Origin of the sequence: Leifsonia sp. AG29, from assembly GCF_009765225.1 — a bacterium.
Lineage (GTDB): Bacteria > Actinomycetota > Actinomycetes > Actinomycetales > Microbacteriaceae > Leifsonia.
This window is the reverse complement of record NZ_VMSF01000001.1, coordinates 1,216,701-1,236,011: the sequence shown is the minus strand read 5'-3', so window position 1 is coordinate 1,236,011 and position 19,311 is coordinate 1,216,701. Positions and strand designations below refer to the sequence as shown.

Annotated in this window: 16 protein-coding genes; 12 read left to right on the top strand and 4 right to left on the bottom strand. The window is 70.6% G+C overall.

Translation table 11 applies throughout. From position 1 onward, the window contains the following. Positions 1-21 precede the first annotated feature (21 nt). On the bottom strand, positions 22-705 hold the full coding sequence (locus tag FPT20_RS05990) for a TetR/AcrR family transcriptional regulator (RefSeq protein ID WP_233265406.1): 684 nt from the start codon (positions 703-705) through the stop codon (positions 22-24). A gap of 119 nt (positions 706-824) precedes the next feature. Between FPT20_RS05990 and FPT20_RS05985 the strand changes: the two genes are divergently transcribed. Together FPT20_RS05985 and FPT20_RS05980 are read left to right on the top strand one after the other, a co-directional pair. Further along, positions 825-3,716, top strand: coding sequence for an MMPL family transporter (locus FPT20_RS05985; RefSeq protein ID WP_158863521.1), 2,892 nt, complete (start codon positions 825-827; stop codon positions 3,714-3,716). After that, complete coding sequence (locus tag FPT20_RS05980) at positions 3,713-5,689, top strand: YhgE/Pip domain-containing protein (protein ID WP_158863519.1); 1,977 nt, start codon at positions 3,713-3,715, stop codon at positions 5,687-5,689. The genes FPT20_RS05985 and FPT20_RS05980 overlap by 4 nt, the downstream gene beginning before the upstream one ends. 16 nt (positions 5,690-5,705) lie before the next feature. Here FPT20_RS05980 and FPT20_RS05975 read toward each other — a convergent pair whose 3' ends face one another. Beyond that, complete coding sequence (locus FPT20_RS05975; RefSeq protein ID WP_158863517.1) at positions 5,706-6,860, bottom strand: SLC13 family permease; 1,155 nt, start codon at positions 6,858-6,860, stop codon at positions 5,706-5,708. A gap of 57 nt (positions 6,861-6,917) precedes the next feature. Between FPT20_RS05975 and FPT20_RS05970 the strand changes: the two genes are divergently transcribed. Together FPT20_RS05970 and FPT20_RS05965 are read left to right on the top strand one after the other, a co-directional pair. Beyond that, on the top strand, positions 6,918-7,136 hold the full coding sequence (locus tag FPT20_RS05970; RefSeq protein ID WP_158863515.1) for a hypothetical protein: 219 nt from the start codon (positions 6,918-6,920) through the stop codon (positions 7,134-7,136). 99 nt (positions 7,137-7,235) lie between these two features. Then, positions 7,236-7,718 (top strand): hypothetical protein, encoded by a 483-nt coding sequence (locus FPT20_RS05965; protein ID WP_158863513.1) that lies wholly within the window; start codon positions 7,236-7,238, stop codon positions 7,716-7,718. A gap of 9 nt (positions 7,719-7,727) precedes the next feature. Here FPT20_RS05965 and FPT20_RS05960 read toward each other — a convergent pair whose 3' ends face one another. After that, positions 7,728-9,104: a glucose-6-phosphate dehydrogenase gene (locus tag FPT20_RS05960; protein WP_199245684.1), complete on the bottom strand. Its 1,377-nt coding sequence runs from the start codon at positions 9,102-9,104 to the stop codon at positions 7,728-7,730. A 29-nt stretch (positions 9,105-9,133) separates the two neighbouring features. On the opposite strand from FPT20_RS05960, the gene FPT20_RS05955 reads away from it, so the two are divergent. Genes FPT20_RS05955 through FPT20_RS05945 form a run of 3 tightly spaced genes read left to right on the top strand, consistent with a single transcriptional unit; the run spans position 9,134 to position 11,675 of the window. After that, positions 9,134-10,915, top strand: a complete 1,782-nt coding sequence (locus FPT20_RS05955; RefSeq protein ID WP_158863509.1) for a glycoside hydrolase family 15 protein — start codon at positions 9,134-9,136, stop codon at positions 10,913-10,915. Further along, on the top strand, positions 10,912-11,202 hold the full coding sequence (gene clpS, locus FPT20_RS05950; RefSeq protein ID WP_158863507.1) for an ATP-dependent Clp protease adapter ClpS: 291 nt from the start codon (positions 10,912-10,914) through the stop codon (positions 11,200-11,202). Before FPT20_RS05955 ends, clpS begins: the two co-directional genes overlap by 4 nt. Then, on the top strand, positions 11,199-11,675 hold the full coding sequence (locus FPT20_RS05945; protein WP_233265405.1) for a DUF2017 family protein: 477 nt from the start codon (positions 11,199-11,201) through the stop codon (positions 11,673-11,675). Before clpS ends, FPT20_RS05945 begins: the two co-directional genes overlap by 4 nt. 28 nt (positions 11,676-11,703) lie before the next feature. On the opposite strand, the gene FPT20_RS05940 is transcribed toward FPT20_RS05945, so the two are convergent. Beyond that, positions 11,704-12,825, bottom strand: coding sequence for a baeRF8 domain-containing protein (locus FPT20_RS05940; protein WP_158863505.1), 1,122 nt, complete (start codon positions 12,823-12,825; stop codon positions 11,704-11,706). A 195-nt stretch (positions 12,826-13,020) separates the two neighbouring features. Between FPT20_RS05940 and FPT20_RS05935 the strand changes: the two genes are divergently transcribed. From FPT20_RS05935 to FPT20_RS05915, 5 genes are read left to right on the top strand one after another with little or no spacing between them, the layout of a single operon-like run. Beyond that, a complete protein-coding gene (locus tag FPT20_RS05935) occupies positions 13,021-15,105 on the top strand; it encodes a hypothetical protein (RefSeq protein WP_233265404.1) in 2,085 nt (694 codons plus the stop codon). Positions 15,106-15,116: 11 nt separating this feature from the next. Then, on the top strand, positions 15,117-16,130 hold the full coding sequence (locus FPT20_RS05930; RefSeq protein ID WP_233265403.1) for a LacI family DNA-binding transcriptional regulator: 1,014 nt from the start codon (positions 15,117-15,119) through the stop codon (positions 16,128-16,130). 18 nt (positions 16,131-16,148) lie between these two features. Next, entirely contained in the window at positions 16,149-17,456 is a 1,308-nt protein-coding gene (locus FPT20_RS05925) for an ABC transporter substrate-binding protein (RefSeq protein WP_158863501.1), read from the top strand. Continuing rightward, on the top strand, positions 17,453-18,415 hold the full coding sequence (locus FPT20_RS05920) for a carbohydrate ABC transporter permease (protein ID WP_158863499.1): 963 nt from the start codon (positions 17,453-17,455) through the stop codon (positions 18,413-18,415). The genes FPT20_RS05925 and FPT20_RS05920 overlap by 4 nt, the downstream gene beginning before the upstream one ends. Next, positions 18,412-19,311: a carbohydrate ABC transporter permease gene (locus tag FPT20_RS05915; protein ID WP_158863497.1), complete on the top strand. Its 900-nt coding sequence runs from the start codon at positions 18,412-18,414 to the stop codon at positions 19,309-19,311. The genes FPT20_RS05920 and FPT20_RS05915 overlap by 4 nt, the downstream gene beginning before the upstream one ends.

Here is a 19,311-nt window from a genome sequence, read left to right as displayed (position 1 = left end):
CGCCTGGGCGCCGCCTCCCGGTCAGACGCGCTCGGTGAGCGCCAGGAGGACGGCCGGCACGGACTCCGAGAGGCGCTCCGGGAACGACCGGGCGTCGTCGCCGAGGACGGCGCGCGCCTCGCCCTCGGCGCAGAGCTGCGCGATGACGCGCACCGCCTCCTCGGGGTCGATCGTGAACCGGCGGCGAGCGCTGGCGAGGGCGGCGACGACGATCTCGGTCAGCTCGCTGAAGAAGCCGTCGTGGTAGCGGAGGTAGTCGGCGGCGATGGTGTGGTCGCGCAGGGCGAGCAGCTGGAATTCGGCCTGGACGAGCCACCAGCGGCGGTCGTCGGACTGCAGCTCGAGGATGCGCGTGATCGTCGCGACGACCTGCCGGTCGTCGAGATCCGTCCCTCCCGAGCCGACGAGCGGCGTGAGGAACTGTTCGACGCCGGTCGTCAGCTGTTCGAGCCTCATCGCCTTCTCGCGCTCCATCAGGGCGAAGAACAGCTCCTCTTTGCTGGAGAAGTTGGAGTAGAAGGCCCCGCGGGTGAAGCCGGCGGCCTCGGCGATCATCTCGACGCTCGCGGCCCGCACGCCGTGCTCGGCGAAGACGTCGAGGGCGGCGTCGAGGAGGCGCGCGCGGGTGCGCTGGCGGCGCGCGGACTCGGCGGGTGCGTCCTCGCCGGCGCCCGGGGGCGTATCCCTGAGAGCTGTGCTGTCCAAACTGAAACCTTCCTGAGTCAGATTTCGATTCATCAGTGTATCCGATACAGTCGAGCATCGGATACAACGGTGTATCGAATTCCTTTCCGACGCTGTTGCTGACTTCCGCTGGAGAACGCGTGTCCTCGCTCCTGTATTCGGTCGGCCGCTGGGCCTACCGCGCCCGCGCCCTCGTCCTCGTTATCTGGATCGGCCTCCTCGCGCTCCTCGGCGCCGGTGCCGTCTTCCTGAACCAGGGCACCGACAACAGCTTCAGCATCCCCGGCACCGAGTCGCAGGCAGCCCTCGACACGCTGAGCCGCACGTTCCCGCAGGTCAGCGGGACCAGCGCCCAGATCGTGGTCGTCGCCCCGGAGGGCTCGACCGTGGACGCCCCGGCGATCCGGAAGCCGGTCGAGGCGGCCGTGGCGTCGATCGGCAGGATCCCGGGCGTCTCCGGCACCACGTCGCCCTACTCCTCCCAGGTCAAGGACCTCATCTCCTCCGACCGGTCCGCGGCCATCATCACGGTCCAGTTGAAGGGCCAGACGACGACGGTCCCGCCCGAGACGAAGACCGCGCTGAAGCAGGCGGGGGCCGACCTCGGCAGGAAGCTGCCGGCGGGGTCGAAGGAGGCGGTCGGCGGTCAGCTCTTCTCGCAGAACCTCCCGACGCTCTCGGTCATCGAGCTCATCGGCGTCGGGGTCGCTCTCGTCGTGCTGGTCATCACGTTCGGGTCGTTCCTCGCCGCCGGGATGCCCCTCCTCACCGCGATCCTCGGGGTCGCGATCTCGATGTGCCTGATCTTCATCGCGACCCTGTTCGGCTCGATCTCGTCGACGACGCCCATGCTCGCACTGATGCTCGGCCTGGCCGTCGGCATCGACTATTCGCTGTTCATCATCTCGCGCCATCAGAGCCAGCTGAAGGCGGGCGTCCCGCCCGAGGAGTCGGCCGCGCGCTCGGTCGCCACGGCGGGCTCGGCCGTGCTGTTCGCGGGCATCACCGTCATCATCGCCCTCGCCGGGCTGGCGGTGGCGAACATCCCCTTCCTCACCACCATGGGGCTGGCGGCCTCGGCTGCCGTCGCTGTCGCCGTCCTCATCGGTCTGACCCTCACGCCGGCCCTGCTCGGCTTCGCCGGCGCGCGCTTGATCCCCGGGAGGCGCAAGGCCGGGCGCGCGCAGCGCGCGCAGCGGGAGCTCGACTCCACCGGGGGCGAGGACGCGGCGGCTGCGCAGGAGAGGGAGCCCGCCTCCTCGCCGACGTTCGCGCATGCGGCCAAGGCGGAGGTCCCGCCGGGGTTCTTCCGCGGGTGGGTGCGCGCGGTGACGCGGTTCCCGATCGTGACGGTCGTGGCGGTGATCCTCGCCCTCGGGATCGCCGCCCTCCCGGCGCTGCAGCTGCGGCTGGCCCTCCCGGACGCAGGGTCGCAGCCGAAGGACTCCCCGGCTCGGATCGCGTACGACCTGGTCTCGGAGCACTTCGGGCCCGGCTACAACGGCCCGCTGATCGTCACCGGCTCGATCATCTCCAGCACCGACCCGCTCGGGCTGATGAAGAAACTGGGCGACGAGATCGCGGCCCTGCCCGGCGTGGCCTCCGTGCCGCTGTCCACCCCCAACCAGAACGCCGACACCGGCATCGTCCAGGTCGTCCCGACCACCGGCCCCGACGACCCGCGCACCGCCGACCTCGTCGCCGAGCTGCGCAGCAAGCACCAGCACTTCCTCGACCGGTACGGGGTCGATCTGAAAGTCACCGGCAACACGGCCGCGCAGATCGACGTCTCCAGCCGGCTCGGAGGCGCGCTCCTCCCGTTCGGCGTCCTCGTGGTCGGGCTCTCCCTGGTGCTGCTGACCATGGTCTTCCGCTCCATCGCCGTGCCGATCAAGGCCGCACTGGGCTACCTGCTCTCGGTCGGCGTCGCGTTCGGGGCGGTCACCGCCGTGTTCGAGTGGGGCTGGTTCGCCGACGCCCTGCACGTGGACAAGACGGGCCCGATCATCAGCTTCATGCCGATCATCCTCATGGGCGTGCTGTTCGGCCTCGCGATGGACTACGAGGTGTTCCTGGTCAGCCGGATCCGCGAGGACTACGTCCACGGAGGTCACGCCCGCCGCGCCATCCAGAGCGGCTTCGTCGGCTCCGCCAAGGTCGTGACCGCCGCGGCGATCATCATGATCTCCGTGTTCGCCGCGTTCGTGCCCGAGGGCGACAGTGCGATCAAGCCGATCGCGCTCGGCCTCGCCGTCGGCGTCTTCGTCGACGCGTTCATCGTCCGCATGACCCTCGTCCCGGCCGTGCTGCAGCTCCTGGGCGACAGGGCCTGGTGGATGCCCCGCTGGCTCGACCGCATCCTCCCGTCGTTCGACGTCGAAGGCGACGGCCTCCAGAAAGAACTCGAACTCGCCGAATGGCCCGAGCCCGGCCGCGCCTTCGTCGCCGCGGCCGACGGCCTCGCCGTGTCCGCGCGCGGCCGCGACCTGGTCGGCGGCGTCTCGTTCCGCATCGCAGACGGAGAGATCCTCGTCGTGCACGGCAACGACCGCACCGCCGCCACGGCGCTGCTCATGGCGATCACGGGCCGCACCCGAGTCACGGGAGGGACGGTCAAAGTCGCCGGAATGGTCCTCCCCACCCGCGGCGCAGCGGTCCGGTCGCGCACCGCCGTCGTCCGCCTGACCGGGACCGAGACCCCCGTCGACGACCTGCGGCGCGCCCTGGAGGCACGGCCCCGGCTGCTCGCCCTGGACGCCATCGACGGCGTCACCGACCCGGTCGAGCGCCGGCGCATCCGCTCCGAGCTGAGCGCCGCGCTCAGCCGCGCACGGGTCGAACAGCGGCCGTTCGCGCTGGTCGTCAGCTGCGTCGACCCGGCCGCTCTCGATGACGTCCTCCCGGAGAGCGCCGAGCCCAGCGAGCTGCTGCTCGACGGCGGCCACGTCTCCGGCGTGCCCTCCGCCCCCGCCCTCACCGACCACGAGCGCTCCGAGCACGGCGCGCACCTCGAGAAGGCCGATGCCCGATGACCCGCACCGATCCGTCCCTCCGCCGCCCGCGCTCGCTGTTCTCGCTCGAGCGCATGCGCTCCGACAAACGCGTGACCTGGCTCACCCTGGTGGGCCTGCTGCTCGTCCCGATCGTCATCGGCGGTCTCCTGGTGTGGGCGCTGTGGAACCCGACCGAGCGGCTCGGCGAGGTCAGGGCCGCCGTGGTCAACCTCGACAAGCCGGTCACCCTGAACGGGCAGACGGTCCCGCTCGGCCGTCAGATGGCGGCCGGCCTGATCGGCGCGAAGAACGACAACTTCACCTGGGTGCTGACCGATCGCAAAGACGCCGACAAGGGCGTCGCGAGCGGCGAGTACGTCGCGGTGGTCACGATCCCGGAGAACTTCTCGAAGGCCGCGACCTCGACGGCGGGCGCCCCGTCCGAGGCATCCCAGGCGACGATCGACGTCCGGACCAGCGACAAGTCGAAGCTGGTCGACCCGGCCATCAGCCAGGCCGTGACGACCACGGCGACCGCCGTGCTGAACAAGCAGCTCACGAGCACCTACCTCGAGAACGTCTACGTGGGCTTCAACACGCTCCACGACCAGCTCGGACAGGCGGCTTCCGGCGCCAAGAGCCTCGCCTCGGGCCTGACGCAGCTGGCGGCGGGCACGCATCAGCTCGCGAACGGCGCCGCTCAACTCGCGACCGGGGCCGACCAGCTGTCGGGAGGCGTCTCACAGCTCTCCGCGGGCGTGAGCGGACTGTCCCAGGGACTCGGGCAGCTCTCGGGAGGCGCCAGCGGCCTCGCAGGAGGCCTGTCGACCCTCCAGAACAGCACCGCGCAGCTGCCTGCGCAGACGCAGCAGCTGGCGACCGGCACCGCCGGCGTCGCGAGCGGCGTCCAGCAGACCGCTGACGGCCTCGGCAAGCTCTACGACGGCTGCGTCGCCCTGCACACCGCCGCCGATCCGATCTGCCAGGGGATCGCCCAGACGCGGACCGGGCTGACGACAGGGCAGAACGGCCAACCGGGTCTCATCGCCGCGTCGCAGCAGGTCGCGGGAGGGACCAAGCAGCTAGCCGACGGCATGCCCGCGCTCACAGCGGGGATCGCGCAGTCAGCGACCGGTGCGCAGCAGCTGTCAGGAGGCGTCGCGAAGTCGGCCTCCGGTGCGCAGCAACTCGCCTCTGGAGCGTCCCAGTCCGCCGACGGTGCTGCCCAGTACGCGGCCGGCGTCAACCAGTTCGCCGCGGGCGTCCCGGCTCTCGCCTCCGCTGCGGACCAATCGGCGGCCGGCGCGTCGTCGCTGGCGGCCGGCCTCGATCAGGCGGTTGCGAAGCTGCCCAGCTACGACAGCGGACAGCGCACCAATCTCGCGAAGGTGGCGTCGCAGCCGGTGACCCAGAAGTCCGCCGCCGCGACCCCGTTCGGGACCGACAGCGTCCCGCTCTTCACGTCCGTGGCGCTGTGGCTCGGCGCGCTGGCCACGTTCCTCGTGCTCCAGGCCGTCTCGCGCCGCGCCCTGCTCACGTCGCGCGCCGCCGGCTTCATCGTTCTCGACGGCCTCGTGCCCGGCGCCCTGCTGGGCGTGGTCCAGGGAGTGCTGGTGGCCGCGATCATGCAGCCCGCCCTCGGCCTCGACCCCGTGGGGTGGGCGGGATTCGCCGCGGTCTCGGCAGCCGCGGGCGTGGCCTTCGCCGCCGTCAACCACGGGCTGGTCGCGCTGCTCGGAGGCGTCGGCCGGTTCCTGTCGATGCTCGTCGTCGTGATCACCCTGGCCTCCGGCATCGTGTCGACCGCGCCCGGTTTCTTCGACGGCGCGCTCCCCTGGCTTCCGACGTCGCCCGCGATCACGGCGCTCCAGGGCGCCGTCGCCGGGACGTCAGACCTGCTGCGCGGCCTCGGCGGCCTCCTCCTCTGGGCGGCGTTCGGCTTCGGGCTCGCGCTCGTCGCCGTGGCGCGCAGCCGAGTCGTGAGCGCGGCGCAGCTCCTCCCGTCCGAGTGAGCGCTGGCCGCCTCCCCTAGAGGGTGGCGGACAGCGCGAGCGTCGCCAGCACCACCGTGACCGGGGCGACGATGAGGCCGAGGAGTATGTAGCGCCTCCAGCGGATCTCGACGTCGAACGCGGTGAGCCGCTGGTGCCACAGCAGGGTGGCGAGCGAGGCCCACGGCGTGATGAGCGGGCCGGCATTGACGCCGATGAGGAGCGCCGCGATCCGGCCGGGACTGTCGGCGACCGGCTCCAGGGCCAGGTAGGCCGGGAGGTTGTCGATCGCGTTCGCGCCGACCATCCCGGTCGCGGACAACCGCAGCAGCGCGAGCGGCGACTCCCCCGTCCCCGAGATCCGGGCGAGGAGCGTCCCGAGACCGGCCGAGTGGAGCGCCTCGATGAACAGGAAGAGCCCTCCGGCGAGGAGCAGCAGCTGCCACGGCAGCAGGCCGAACCGCACGACGCCCCGACGCCGGACGAGGAAGGCGACGATGAGGATCACGGCCGCCGCGCACGTCGGGATCCACACCGGGAGACCGGAGACGAGGAGCGGTAGCAGAAGCACGACGACCACCGCGCTCAGCCAGAACAGGACGGGATCCTCGATCCCGTCCTCCTCCCCGGTCTCGTAGCGCACGAGAAGGAATCGTCGGGCGACGATGAACACGACGACCATCGGGACGACCATGGCGACGAGCGCGGGCGCCCACATGAGCGCGGCGAACGCGGCGGGCGACGGGTCCCCCATGGTGCGCTGGGCCAGCAGGTTCGTCAGGTTCGACACCGGGAGCAGGAGGGAGCCGGTGTTCGCCATCCACACCGTCGTGAGCGCGAACGGGAGCGGGTTGAGACCGGCGTGACGGGCCATGACGATGACCACCGGCGTGAGCAGCACGGCAGTGGTGTCGAGCGACAGGAAGATCGTCGACAGAGCGGCCACGACGACCACGAGCAGCCACAGCAGCCAGGCCCGTCCACGTCCCCAGCGCGCGGTCTGCTGCGCGAGTGCCGTGAACACCCCGGCCTCGGCGGCCAGCTCCGTCACGACCGTGATGGCTGCGACGAACAGGAGGATCGGCCACACGCGGTCCCACAGCACGAGCGCCTCGGGCACCGGCAGGACGCCGGTGACGAGCGCGACGGCACCCAGGACGAGGAGCACGACGCCCACGATCGCGGTACGCATGCACCTCCTGACGGTCGGACTATCGAAGCGTACGCTACTGGCGACGAAAGGATGCGCATGCGCAAGTTCATCTTCAACGGCGCCGTGATCAGCGCCGCGATCGGCCTCTGGACGACCATCCAGTCGACCAAGACCGGCCCCCGGGACTGGCGGGTACCGCTGATGTGGATCAATGCGGGTCTGTCGCTCATCATCGCCGTCGGCACCGTGATCCAGGAGTCGAAGGAGGCGGAACAGCGCGAGATCCTGCCCCTCGGGTCGCGAAAAGGGCGTTGACCCGCTGATTTCCGGCTAAATGCCCGGCGTGTCCCGCGCGCCCGCACGGCGATCCTCCAGGAAACTTGTAGGGACGGTGAACCTGGAAGGGGTTGTGCGATGTTCGGTCGTAGAAGGCACGCGGCACCGGCGCCCGCGGCGCCTGTCCCTCAGTTGACGGATGCGCAGATCCTGGAGATCGTGCACCGCAAGGTGTCCGAACTCATCGGTGCGAGCGGCGAGTGGACGGTCGTCCGCCGCGCCGCCGACGACACCGACGCCCTCTTCCACTCGATCCTCGCGCAGTCCGTCTCAGTGGGGATCACCGCTGCCCTGGCGGAGGCGCGGCTGCGGCTCGAGAACGGTGAGCCCGTGTCGGCCCCGCAGCACCTCGCGCCCGCTGTGGTCGCAACGCCCGCAACCGCCGCCGAGCACGTCGCCGAACCCGAGCCCGACACCGTCGCCGCGGTCGACGCACCGGCCGTCGAGGCCGACGGGCCCGTCGCCTTCACGTGGGAGCCCGCGCCGATCACCGTCTGGACCGACCTGCGCAAGCCGGTCACCGACACCTTCACGGCCATCGAGGAGCGCCCCGCCGCCTGACGGCCCCGATCAGGGCAGCGGAGCCCACCCCTCCGGGCCTTCGGATCCGGCCGGGTACTCCTCGAGCGGCACCAGGTCGTCCTTCCACGCCTTCACGACCGGTTCCACGATCCGCCAGCACTCCACCGCCGTGTCTCCGCGGACCGACAGGGACGGATCGCCGTCGAGGATCCCCTCGATGACCTCGGCGTAGGCGAGCAGTGCACCCGGGCCGAAATCAGCGGTGAGTGCCGCGCGTTCCAGGACGTACGGGTCATCGGTGCCGTTGATGTTCAGCTCGAGGGACATCGAGTCGGGCGCGAACAGCAGACGGAGGCGCGCCGGCTCCGACTCCCCGTGGAGACCGGTGGGGATCTGCTGGGCCGGCGTGAACGTGATGACCATCTCGCGCCGACGGGAGCCGAGCGCCTTGCCCGACCGGAGGGTGAACGGCACGCCCTTCCAGCGCCACGTGTCCACCTCGAGCGTCACCTCGGCGAGCGTCTCCGTCTCGCGCTCCGGGACGACGCCCTGCTCGTCCGCGTAGGCCGGGAGGGAGCGCCCGTCGATCTCGCCCGCGGCGTACCGCGCGCGGCGGCTCCCGGTCACCGGATCGCCGCCCCAGACCCGCGTGGCCCGCAGGAGGATCGCTTTCGCGTCCCGCAGGTCGGCCGCCCCCAGCGTCGACGGCGGCTCCATCGCGAGCACCGCCATCACCTGGAGGAGGTGGCTCTGGATCATGTCGACGAGCGCACCCGCGGTGTCGTAGTAGCGGGCGCGCCCCTCGAGGCCCAGCGTCTCGTCGTACACGACGTCGACCCGGTCGATGTGGTGACTGTTCCACACGGGCTCGAGAAGGCTGTTCGCGAACCGCACGCCCAGGAGGTTGAACACGCTGGACCGGCCGAGGAAGTGGTCGACGCGGTGGATGCGGTCCTCGGGAACGAGCCGCGCGAGCTGCTCGTTCAGGGCGACGGCGCTCTTCTCGTCCGTCCCGAACGGCTTCTCGAGCGCCAGTGCGAGCCCCTCGGGCAGCTCGATCCCTCCGAGCGCGTCGCACGCCTTCGCGGCCACGGCCGGAGGAAGGGCGAAGTACAGCGCGGGCACGCCCTGCGCGTCCGCCAGCAACCCCTTCAGATCCTCCGCGCTCGTCGCGTCCGCGACGACATAGCGGGTCTCCTTCAGGATGCGCTCCACGGCGTCGCCCTTCGCCTCCACCGACTCGAAGGCCTTCCGGACGACGTCCCTCCACCGGGCATCGTCGAGCTCCTCACTGCTGGAACCGAGCAGCGAGAGCGTCCGGTGCGGCTGGTCCGTCAGCAGCTGGCCGATCGCGGGAAGCAGCAGACGGGAGGTGAGATCTCCGGAGGCTCCGAGAATCACAAGAGTGTCGACCGAGGGCGTCATGCCGATCACACTACGTCCATACTGGGATCATGTCGCTTCCCATCGAGGACTATGCCCTGATCAGTGACTGCTTCACCGGGGCACTCGTCGGGAAGGACGGGAGCATCGACTGGCTGTGCCTCCCCCGCTACGACTCGCAGTCCATGTTCGGGAGCCTCCTCGGCACGGAGGACCACGGGCGCTGGCTGGTCGCCCCGGCCGACCCGTCGGCCTCGAGCACGCGGCACTACGAGGGCGACACGATGATCCTCGTGACGCGCTGGCGCACCGCCGAGGGCGAGGTCGAGGTGACCGACGCGATGCCGATGGGCGACCACCGTGCCGACGTCGTCCGCCGCGTGCGCGGGATCCGGGGGCAGGTCCGCATGCGGCAGGACCTCCGCATCCGCTTCGGCTACGCCCGCGCAACCCCCTGGGTCAGGAAAGACTCGTCGACGCGGCCGTCCGCGCTCGTGGCCGTGGCCGGACCCGACGCGATCGTCGTGCGTGGCTCGTCCCTCCACGCCATCGACCATGCGCACGCCGGCGAGTTCACGGTCGGTCCGGGCGAGGTCATCGATCTGAGCCTCACCTGGTACCCGTCGCACCGGACGCCTCCCGAGCCCCTGGATGTGGAGGCCTCGCTCCAGCGGACGCGCGAGTGGTGGACCGACTGGGCCGCCGGGTGCGTGCACGAAGGGCCGTACCGCGACGCCGTCGTCCGCTCGCTCGTTCTCATGCGCGCCCTCTCGCACCTGGAGACCGGAGGCATCGTGGCGGCGGCGACGACCTCGCTTCCGGAGCAGTTCGGGGGCGAGCGGAACTGGGACTACCGGTACGTCTGGCTCCGCGACGCCTCCCTCACCATCGGCGTGCTGCTCGAGTACGGCTACGACGACTCCGTGGACCATTGGCGGGACTGGCTGCTGCGGGCGATCGCCGGTGACCCGGCCGATCTGCAGATCATGTACGGCCTCTCCGGCGAGCGCGACCTGCAGGAGCGGGTCATCGAGAGCCTGCCGGGGTACCAGGGCGCCCGGCCGGTGCGGGTCGGCAACGGCGCCTCCACCCAGTTCCAGGCGGACGTGATCGGCGAGGTGATGCTGGGCCTCGACCGCGGCCGCCGCGCCGGCGACGCGGAGACCCGCTTCTCGTGGGCGCTGCAGCGGGCGCTGATGGCGTACCTCGAGGACAACTGGCGCATGCCCGATCACGGCATCTGGGAGATCCGCGGCGAGCCTCAGCATTTCACGCACTCGCGGGGTCTGGTCTGGGCAGCGTTCGACTGCGCGGTGCGTGCTGTGGAGGACTACGGGCTGGACGGGCCGGTCGATCGGTGGAGGCGCGAGCGCGACGCCGTCCGCGCCGAGATCGAAGCCAACGGGTGGGATGCCGAGCGACAGACCTACGTCCAGTACTACGGCTCGTCCGAGGTGGACGCGTCGCTCCTGCAGCTCGCACAGGTCGGGTTCGTCTCGCCGGAGGACCCGCGGATGCTGGGGACGGTGCGCGCCATCGAGGAGGACCTGATGATCGACGGGCTGGTGCTGCGCTACCGCACGAGCAGCGGCGTCGACGGGCTTCCTCCTGGCGAGCATCCCTTCCTCGCCTGCTCGTTCTGGCTCGTCGAGCAGTATGCGGGCTCCGGAAGGCTCGACGACGCGCGAGGTCTGATGGACCGCCTGGTCGCCCTGCGGAACGATGTCGGCATGCTGTCGGAGGAGTACGACGTCAAGGGCCGGTCGCACGCGGGCAACACGCCCCAGGCGCTGACCCACATCGCGCTCGTGCGGGCGGCCGGGGCGATCGCGCGCGCCGAGGCGGGGTCTTGACCGACGCCGGCACGCTCGAGCTCACGGAGTCCGACGAGCTCCTGGAGCTGGGCGCTCCGTGGGTGACGATCGTGTGGAACGACCCGGTCAACCTGATGAGCTATGTGACCTACGTCTTCCAGACGTACTTCGGCTATCCGCGACCGGAGGCCGAACGGCTCATGATGCTCGTCCACACGGAGGGGCGCGCCGTGGTGGCGACGGGCACCCGGGAGGAGATGGAACGGCACGTGGAGGCGATGCACGACTACGGTCTGTGGGCGACGCTGACGAAGGCCGACGCGTGAGCGTCTTCCGGCGCGCGAGGGACGGGAAGCTCGCCGCACGATTCACGGCCCAGGAGGCGGACCTCATGACGGTGCTCGCCTCGGAGGCGGAGGAACTGGCCGGGCTGGCGACCGACGGCCGGGCGGCGAGCGCCGACCCGGCACTGAGGCGGCTCCTCCCCGACGCCTACCCCGACGACCCCGAGGCGTCGGCCGAGTTCCGGCGCTTCACGGCCGAGGGGCTCGCCGAGCGCAAGGCGCAGGCGGCTCGCGCGATGTCGCAGTCGCTCGCGCATGAGCCGGGTCGCCCCGCACAGGTCCGTCTCGACGAGGCCGAGGCGAGCGCCTGGCTGCGGACGATCACCGGGATCCGGCTCGTGCTCGCCTCCCGGCTCGGCATCGAGCACGACGAGGACACCGGGCAGACTCCGAGGAGTCGGTCATGCAGCTCCTCGTCTACAACTGGCTGGCGGCCGTGCAGGACTCGCTCGTGAACGCGCTGAGCCGGAGGCGCTGAACCGGTCACACCGGGAAGCGCACGGCGGCCGCGACCGGGCCGCCGTTCGGGACGTCCTCCGCACGGAGGGCGTAGACGCGCGCCTTCGCGGCGAGCGACCTCCGCAGGATCTCGTCGACGACGCCGTACTCGCCTGCCGCGTCCTCCTCGTCGAGCTCGATGGCGCCCGACTCCTCGTCGACGGTGCCCGGCACGCGACGGTCCATGTCGAGGATCAGCGTCTCGACGGCACCGAACGTGGCGGCGCGAGCGATGTCGCTGAGGTCGACGAGCGCCGTGCCGGCGGCGATGCGGGCCTCGAAGTCTCGCTTGAGGGTCTCGACCTGCGCCGCGTAGAGCCGGTCGAGGACGCCGCGCGCCGCGGTCGCCAGCTCGTCGGGCGTCTTCTCCTCCGGATTGCCCGGGATGACCTCGGCGACGAGGTGCGGGTAGTCGCTCGCGCCGCGGAAGATGCCGACGAGAGGCTCGGAGGCCGCGAGGATGAGCGGGTCGGTCGTGTTGGCGAGGATCGGATGGAGGGACCGCTCGATCGCCTGCACGTATTCGAGCATGCGGACCTTGTGCCCCTCGGAGCCCTGGATCCGTCCGTTCGCGCCTCGCCCGCTGACCGACGGGAGCCCCGCGGCGTCGGCGACGTCCTTGGGCATGCCCGGCACATCGACGAGTTCCGGCGGCCGCTCCGGCCCGATGCGGAGGAACCGAACCGAGTTCCCCGCCAGTGCCAGGATCAGAGCAGTCTGCGGAAAGGTGACCGCGCGGACCAGCGGCTTCACGTAGAACCGGTCGGAGATCTCGCAGGCGGTGGAGAGCCGGTTCGGGAGCCGGAACGTCTCGGACAGCTCACCATCGAGGAACACCGCCAGGGAGCGCGACTGATAGCGCCAGAAGTCGCGGTCCTCGAGGATCCCCTCGCCCTCGCGGCGCACCGTGTCGACGATGCCTCGCGGGACCCCGCGCTGCTCGAGGGAGCGGACCGCGTGTCCGAGATGGTTCTTGAGCTCGATGCGCGCCCGGTCCGCCTCCGCCGGCGTGGACCCGGTCGGAAGGTAGATGCTCACGCAACCGGGCGATCGCAACGCCGCGATCCGCTCGATGTCGGCCCGGGTGGGGATGTCCTTGTACTCCACGGGAGGTCCTCCTGCTCCATCGCTCGCGTTCGACCGTCCGGGCGCGGCCCCTGTTCACGCTCGACCGCGCCGGGTCAGGCCAGTCTCGTCGCGTCCGGGACGGCTCCACAAGACCCAGTCGGCGCCCCCGGTTGACAGATCGCGAAGGAGCGCCTACCGTCTTTTAAACCGGTTTAGAAAACAAGGGGCGCAACGATGCGAAACCGAACGACGTTCTCCATGCGAGGAGCCGCTGCCGCTCTGGCGGGCCTCGCCCTCGTGCTCGGAAGCACCCTCCCGGCCCAGGCCGCGAGCCTCTCGGCGCCCGCTGCGGCCGCGCCGGTTCCGGCCGAGCTCACGAATCTCTCCCATCTCGACTTCCTGCTCGACGATGTCCCCCTCCTCTCCGGTGTCCCGGGTCACACGACCTACCGGGCGGCGCAGGAGCCGACCGCGCGGGCCCCTTGGGTCTACGCGGATCGCCAGCCCGACGGCAGCTTCCACCGCGTCGGCGGAGGCCCGGTGACCGACCCCGCGCGCGGCTGGTACGCCCAGGGCGCGTATGACGCGGACGACATCTCGCGCGCGGCCGTCGTCTACCTCCGCGACTGGAAGCAGAACGGGACGGCCTCGAGCCGCACCAACGCCTATGAGCTGCTCCGTTCCCTCACCTACCTTCAGACTGCGGACGGTCCGAACGCCGGGAACGTCGTCCTCTGGCAGCAGCACGACGGGACGCTCAACCCGAGCGCCATCCCGAAGGAACTGCCCGACCCGTCCGACTCGGCCGAGTCGTTCTGGCTCGCGCGCACGGTCTGGGCCCTCGGCGAGGGGTACGCCGGCTTCCGTTCGGCCGACCCCGCGTTCGCCTCCTTCCTCGCCGACCGCATGCACCTCGCCGTCGCGACGCTGCAGCGGCAGTCGCTGTCGAAGTACGGGCAGACGGCGATCGCGAACGGCGTGAGCGTGCCCGCATGGCTGATCGTCGGCAGCGCGGGAGCCACGGCGGAGGCAGTGCTCGGGCTCAGCGCCTACGCGAACGCCGCCCCCGGCGATGACGCCGTCAAGACGGCGCTCGCCCGCTACTCCGAGGGCATCGCGGACCTTTCCAGCGGCGGGGTCGGCCAGTGGCCGTTCGGCGCGCTGCTCCCGGAGGCGAACTCGCCGACGTTCTGGCACGCCTGGGCCGGGATGCAGCCCGCGGCGCTCACCGCCGCGGCGAGCACCCTTCACGATTCCTCGCTCCAGCAGAAGGCCACGGCCGACCTCGCGGTGTTCACCGCGCAGCTGCTCGCCTCCGGCGGTCCGGACAACGGCTGGACGCCCACACCGGCCGATCGCACCCAGATCGCCTACGGGGTCGACTCGCGTCTCGAAGGGCTGATCGCGGCCTCGGACGCCACGGGAGCCGGTGGCCTGGCCGCCCTGGCGGGCGCTCAGGCAGCCTGGTACTTCGGCGCCAACCGAGCAGGAGTCGCAGCCTACGACCCCTCGACCGGAGTCTGCATCGACGGGATCGCCGGCGACGGGACCGTCAACCACAACTGCGGTGCCGAGTCGACGATCCACACCGAGCTCAGCATGCTCGCGCTCGACGCCCACCCAGCTATCGCGCGGGCCGCCACCTCCCTCACCCGCACCGTCGCGGCCGACGGCCTCACGGTCGCCGAGGCCGAGACCGGAACGCTCGCGGGACCGGCGATCGTCCGGACCCCCGCCTCCGCGTGGACCGGGTCGGCGAACTGGTCGGGTGGTGCCTACGTGGAGGCGCAGACGGGGTCCACGGTCACCATCGCGCTGCCCGCGGGGCACCCGGATGTGCGCATCCTCCCCATCGCCGACCTGGGACCCGCGGGTGACGGCACCGTCGCCGGGAGCGGAACGACGACCTGGACCGCTGCGGTGGGAGGCCGCGAGGTTCCGCTCGGCAGCACTGACAACGCCCGGAACGCGCCGCAGGGCATCGCGCCGACGCCGGTGCTGCTGCTCCCCCAGACGCTGTCCGCCATCGTGCCGGCGGGGGCGACCTCGGTCACGGCCAGGGTGTCGGGGACCGTCTCCCTCGACGCGGTGATCGTCCAGCCGGTCGTGTCCCACCTCGCGCTCGCGGGGACCGCCTCCCTGGACCTGTACGTCAACTCCACCGATCAGACCGCGAAGCAGAAGCTGCGCGCTGCGGGACCGGTGACCGTCACCTCCTACGACTCCTCGGGTCGTCAAACCGGTCCGGCGCGCACGGCAGGCGCAGGGGCCGAGATCCGCATCCAGCCCGGCGGGTTCGCGACGGTGGTGCCGCGATGAACGGGGCCCGCGTGACCATCAACGACGTGGCCCGAGCGGCCGGCGTGAGCAAGTCGCTCGTCTCGCTCACCCTCAACGACCGGCCGGGGGTCCGGCCGGAGACCCGCGACCGCATCCTGGATGTCGCCCGCGAACTTGGGTGGTCGCCCAACCCGGGTGCGCGCGGGCTCACCACGCGGAGGGCGTACGCGCTGGGTCTCGTCCTCCGCCGCGCGCCCCGCACCATCGAGGTCGACCCCTTCTTCGCCGCCTTCATCGCCGGTGTCGAGACCGTGCTCTCGGAGCGCGGCCAGGTCCTCGTGCTCACCGTCGTCCCGGACGCGGAGGCGGAGGAGCGCGCCTACACCCGGCTCGCCGGAGACCAGCGCGTCGACGGGTTCCTCCTCACCGACCTCCTGGCGACGGACGCGCGCATCCCGCTGATCGAGCGGCTCGGATCGCTCGCCGTGTCGCTCGGCGAGCCGCTCGGAGGCAGCCCCTTCCCCGTGATCACCCGCGATTACGACGAGGGCATCGACGAGCTCGTCCGACACCTCGTCGGCCTCGGCCACCGCCGCATCGCCTACGTCTCGGGCGACGAACGCATGCTCCACGGTCTTCGGCGCCGCGAGCGGCTCGAGTCCGCGCTGTCCGCGCACGGGCTGACGCCCACGGTCGAGGCGACGGACTTCTCGCCCGAGCAGGGCGCGGAGGCCACCAAGCGCCTCCTCGACCGGGAGGAGCGTCCGACGGCGATCGTCTACGGCAACGACCCAATGGCCATCGCGGGCATGGGCGTCGCCCACGAGCGCGGCCTGCGCCTCCCGGATCAGCTCTCCATCACGGGGCTCGACGGCTCGCAGATCGGGTCGTACATCTACCCCTCCCTCACCACCCTCGACAACGACCCTGCCGGCTGGGGCATCGCCGCCGCCACCGCACTGCTGCGGCTGGTGGATGACGGCGTGCCGACCGACGTCGCCCTGCCCCCCGCACGACTGGTGGTGCGCGCATCGACCGCGGCTCCATCAGACGACGAACACTGATCGAAAGGCAGAATCATCATGCGAACACGCAGAACCGTCCTCAGACGCGGCGCCGTGGCGCTCCTGGCTGCGGGCCTCGCGGCCGCAGGCCTCACGGCGTGCGGCTCCTCCGGCGGAGGAGCCTCCGGCGCGATGAGCGCGCACGGCCCGATCACCATCTGGTACTCGAACAACGCCCAGGAGGTGCAGTGGGGCAAGTCCATGGTCTCGGCCTGGAACTCCGCGCACCCGAAGGAGCAGATCAAGGCCCAGGAGGTGCCCGCCGGCAAGAGCACCGAGGAGGTCATCGGCGCCGCCATCACGGCCGGCACGACGCCCTGCCTCGTGTTCAACAACCTCCCCGCCGCCACGGGCCAGTGGCAGAAGCAGGGCGGCCTGGTCGACCTGTCGAAGTTCCCCGACGGCAACAAGTACATCGAGGGACGGAGCGGTGACAGCGCCTCCCAGTACAAGTCCGCCGACGGCGACTTCTACCAGATGCCGTGGAAGCAGAACCCGGTCATGATCTTCTACAACAAGGCGATCTTCCAGAAGGCCGGCATCGACCCGAACAACCCGGATCTGTCGACGTACGACAAGTTCCTGGCCGCCGCTCAGAAGGTCAAGTCGTCGGGCGCCGCTCCCTACGCGATCTACCCGGCACCGACGGGCGAGTTCTTCCAGCCGAACTTCGACTACCTCCCGCTTCTCGCCGCCGAGACGGGCGGCAAGACCTTCATCGAGAACGGCAAGTCGATCATCACCGACCAGGCCTCGATGGACGTCGCCAACTTCTGGAGCACCATCTACAAGGACAAGCTCGCCGGCACCGAGCAGGTTCAGGGCGACGCGTTCCAGGACGGCAAGGCCGCCATGGCCATCGTCGGCCCGTGGGCCATCGCCTTCTACGGCGACAAGGTCCAGTGGGGTTCCGTGCCGGTCCCGACCAAGGACGGAAAGCCGGCCGATCAGACCTACACGTTCCCGGACGCGAAGAACATCGGCATGTACACCTCGTGCAAGAACCAGGGCACGGCGTGGGACGTCATCAAGTTCGCCACCAGCCAGGCGCAGGACGGCAAGCTGCTCGACGTCACCGGGCAGATGCCGATCCGCAAGGACGTCGCCTCCGTGTACTCGTCGTACTTCGACGCGCACCCCGCGTACAAGGAGTTCGGCGCGCAGAGCGCGCGGACGGCCGACGACCCTACGGGCACGAACACCATCGCCCAGCTGCAGGCGCTGCGCGACGCCTGGACCAAGGCCGTCGTGAACCAGAGCGGGACCGTCGAGGACGCCTTCAAGGCGGCCTCCGACAAGATCGACAAGCTCCAGGCCCAGAAATGACCACCACCGTCCAGAGGCACCCGGAGGCGGGCCCGTCGCCCGCCTCCGGGCCCGGTCCGCGCCGCCGGGCGCCGGCGCTTCAGCGGGTGCTCGGCCGGAACCCGCTCGGCTGGCTGTTCAGCGCGCCCTACCTGATCTTCGTGCTGGTGATCTTCGCGTTCCCGCTCTGCTTCGCCGTGTACATGTCGTTCTTCGACTACTTCTTCGCGGCCCCCGGGGCTACCGTGAACCGGCCCTTCGTCGGCCTCGACAACTATGTCCAGGCGTTCACCGACCCCCAGGTGCTGCAGTCGTTCGTCAACGTCGGCATCTTCCTCATCATCAACGTCCCGCTGACGGTCGTCCTGTCGCTGCTGCTCGCCTCCGGGCTGAACAGCATCGCGCGGTTCCGCACGTTCCTCCGCGTCAGCTACTACGTGCCCTACGTCACGTCGAGCGTCGCCATCATCGGCGTCTGGCTCTTCATGTTCGGCCAGGACGGTCTCGTGAACCAGGTCCTCGGACCCCTCGCGCCGTCCCCGAGCTGGTTCTCGAACCCGGCGCTCGCCATGCCGCTCATCGCCGTGTACGTGACGTGGAAGGGACTGGGGTTCTACATCCTCCTGTACCTGGCCGCCCTCCAGAACGTGCCCACCGAGCTCTACGAGTCGGCCGCCACTGACGGCGCCGGCAGGGTGCGGCAGTTCTTCTCGGTCACGGTCCCGGGCGTTCGACCCGCCACCGTCCTGGTGCTGCTCCTCAGCACCATCACGGGAGCGAACCTCTTCACCGAGCCGTACCTCCTCACCGGAGGCGGCGGCCCCGACGGTCATTCGACCACGCCGGTGCTCCTCATCTACCAGCAGGGCATCCAGCAGGGGCACCCGGGATACGCAGCCGCCATCGGCGTCGTGCTCGTCATCGGGGTGCTCGTCATCGGGTTCCTGCAGAACCGATTCGCGGGAGGGAAAGAAGCATGACTGCGACAGCAGAACGACCGCCGCGCACCCGATCGCGCCGAGACCTGGGATCGGCACGCCGTCTCAGCCGGGGCCAGCGCATCCTTCAGGGGATCGTCCTCGCCATCGGCGCCATCGCGTTCCTGTTCCCGTTCTACTACATGGTGATCGGCTCGCTCCAGACGCAGCCGGACACCACGATCGCCGGCGCCTTCCCGAACCCGGCGAACCTCTCCTTCGAGAACTACGGCGAGATCAACTCGCGGATCAACCTCGTCTCCGGCCTCGTGTCGTCGGGCATCTTCACGGGCGGCGTGCTGCTCGGCACCGTGGTCTTCGGCACCCTCGCCGGCTACGCGCTCGCGATCCTGCAGTGGCGCGGCCGCGGGACGACCTTCGGTCTCGCCCTGCTGGTCCAGACGATCCCCTTCCAGCTGCTGATGATCCCGCTCTACGTGCTGATCGCGCGCGACTACGGGCTCGCCGACAACTACCTGGGCATGATCCTGCCGTTCGCGATCAACTCCGCCGCGGTGCTGATCTTCCGGCAGTACTTCCTCCAGTTGCCCCGGGAGCTGTTCGACGCCGCGAGGATCGACGGCGCGGGCGAGTTCACCCTGCTCTGGCGGATCGCCCTCCCGCTTGTCCGGCCGGCGCTCGTCACCGTCCTGCTGCTGACGTTCATCGGCCCCTGGAACGAGTTCCTCTGGCCCTTCCTCATCACCAAGGAGGCGTCGATGCAGCCGCTGGCGGTCTCCCTCGCCAACTACATCTCCACCGTCGCCGCGTCCACGGCGAACCCGTACGGCGCCATCCTCGCCGGAGCGGTCGTCCTCGCCGGTCCGGTCGTCGTGCTGTTCATCGCCTTCCAGCGGTATTTCACCTCGACCGACCTGGGATCGTCCGTCAAGGGCTGA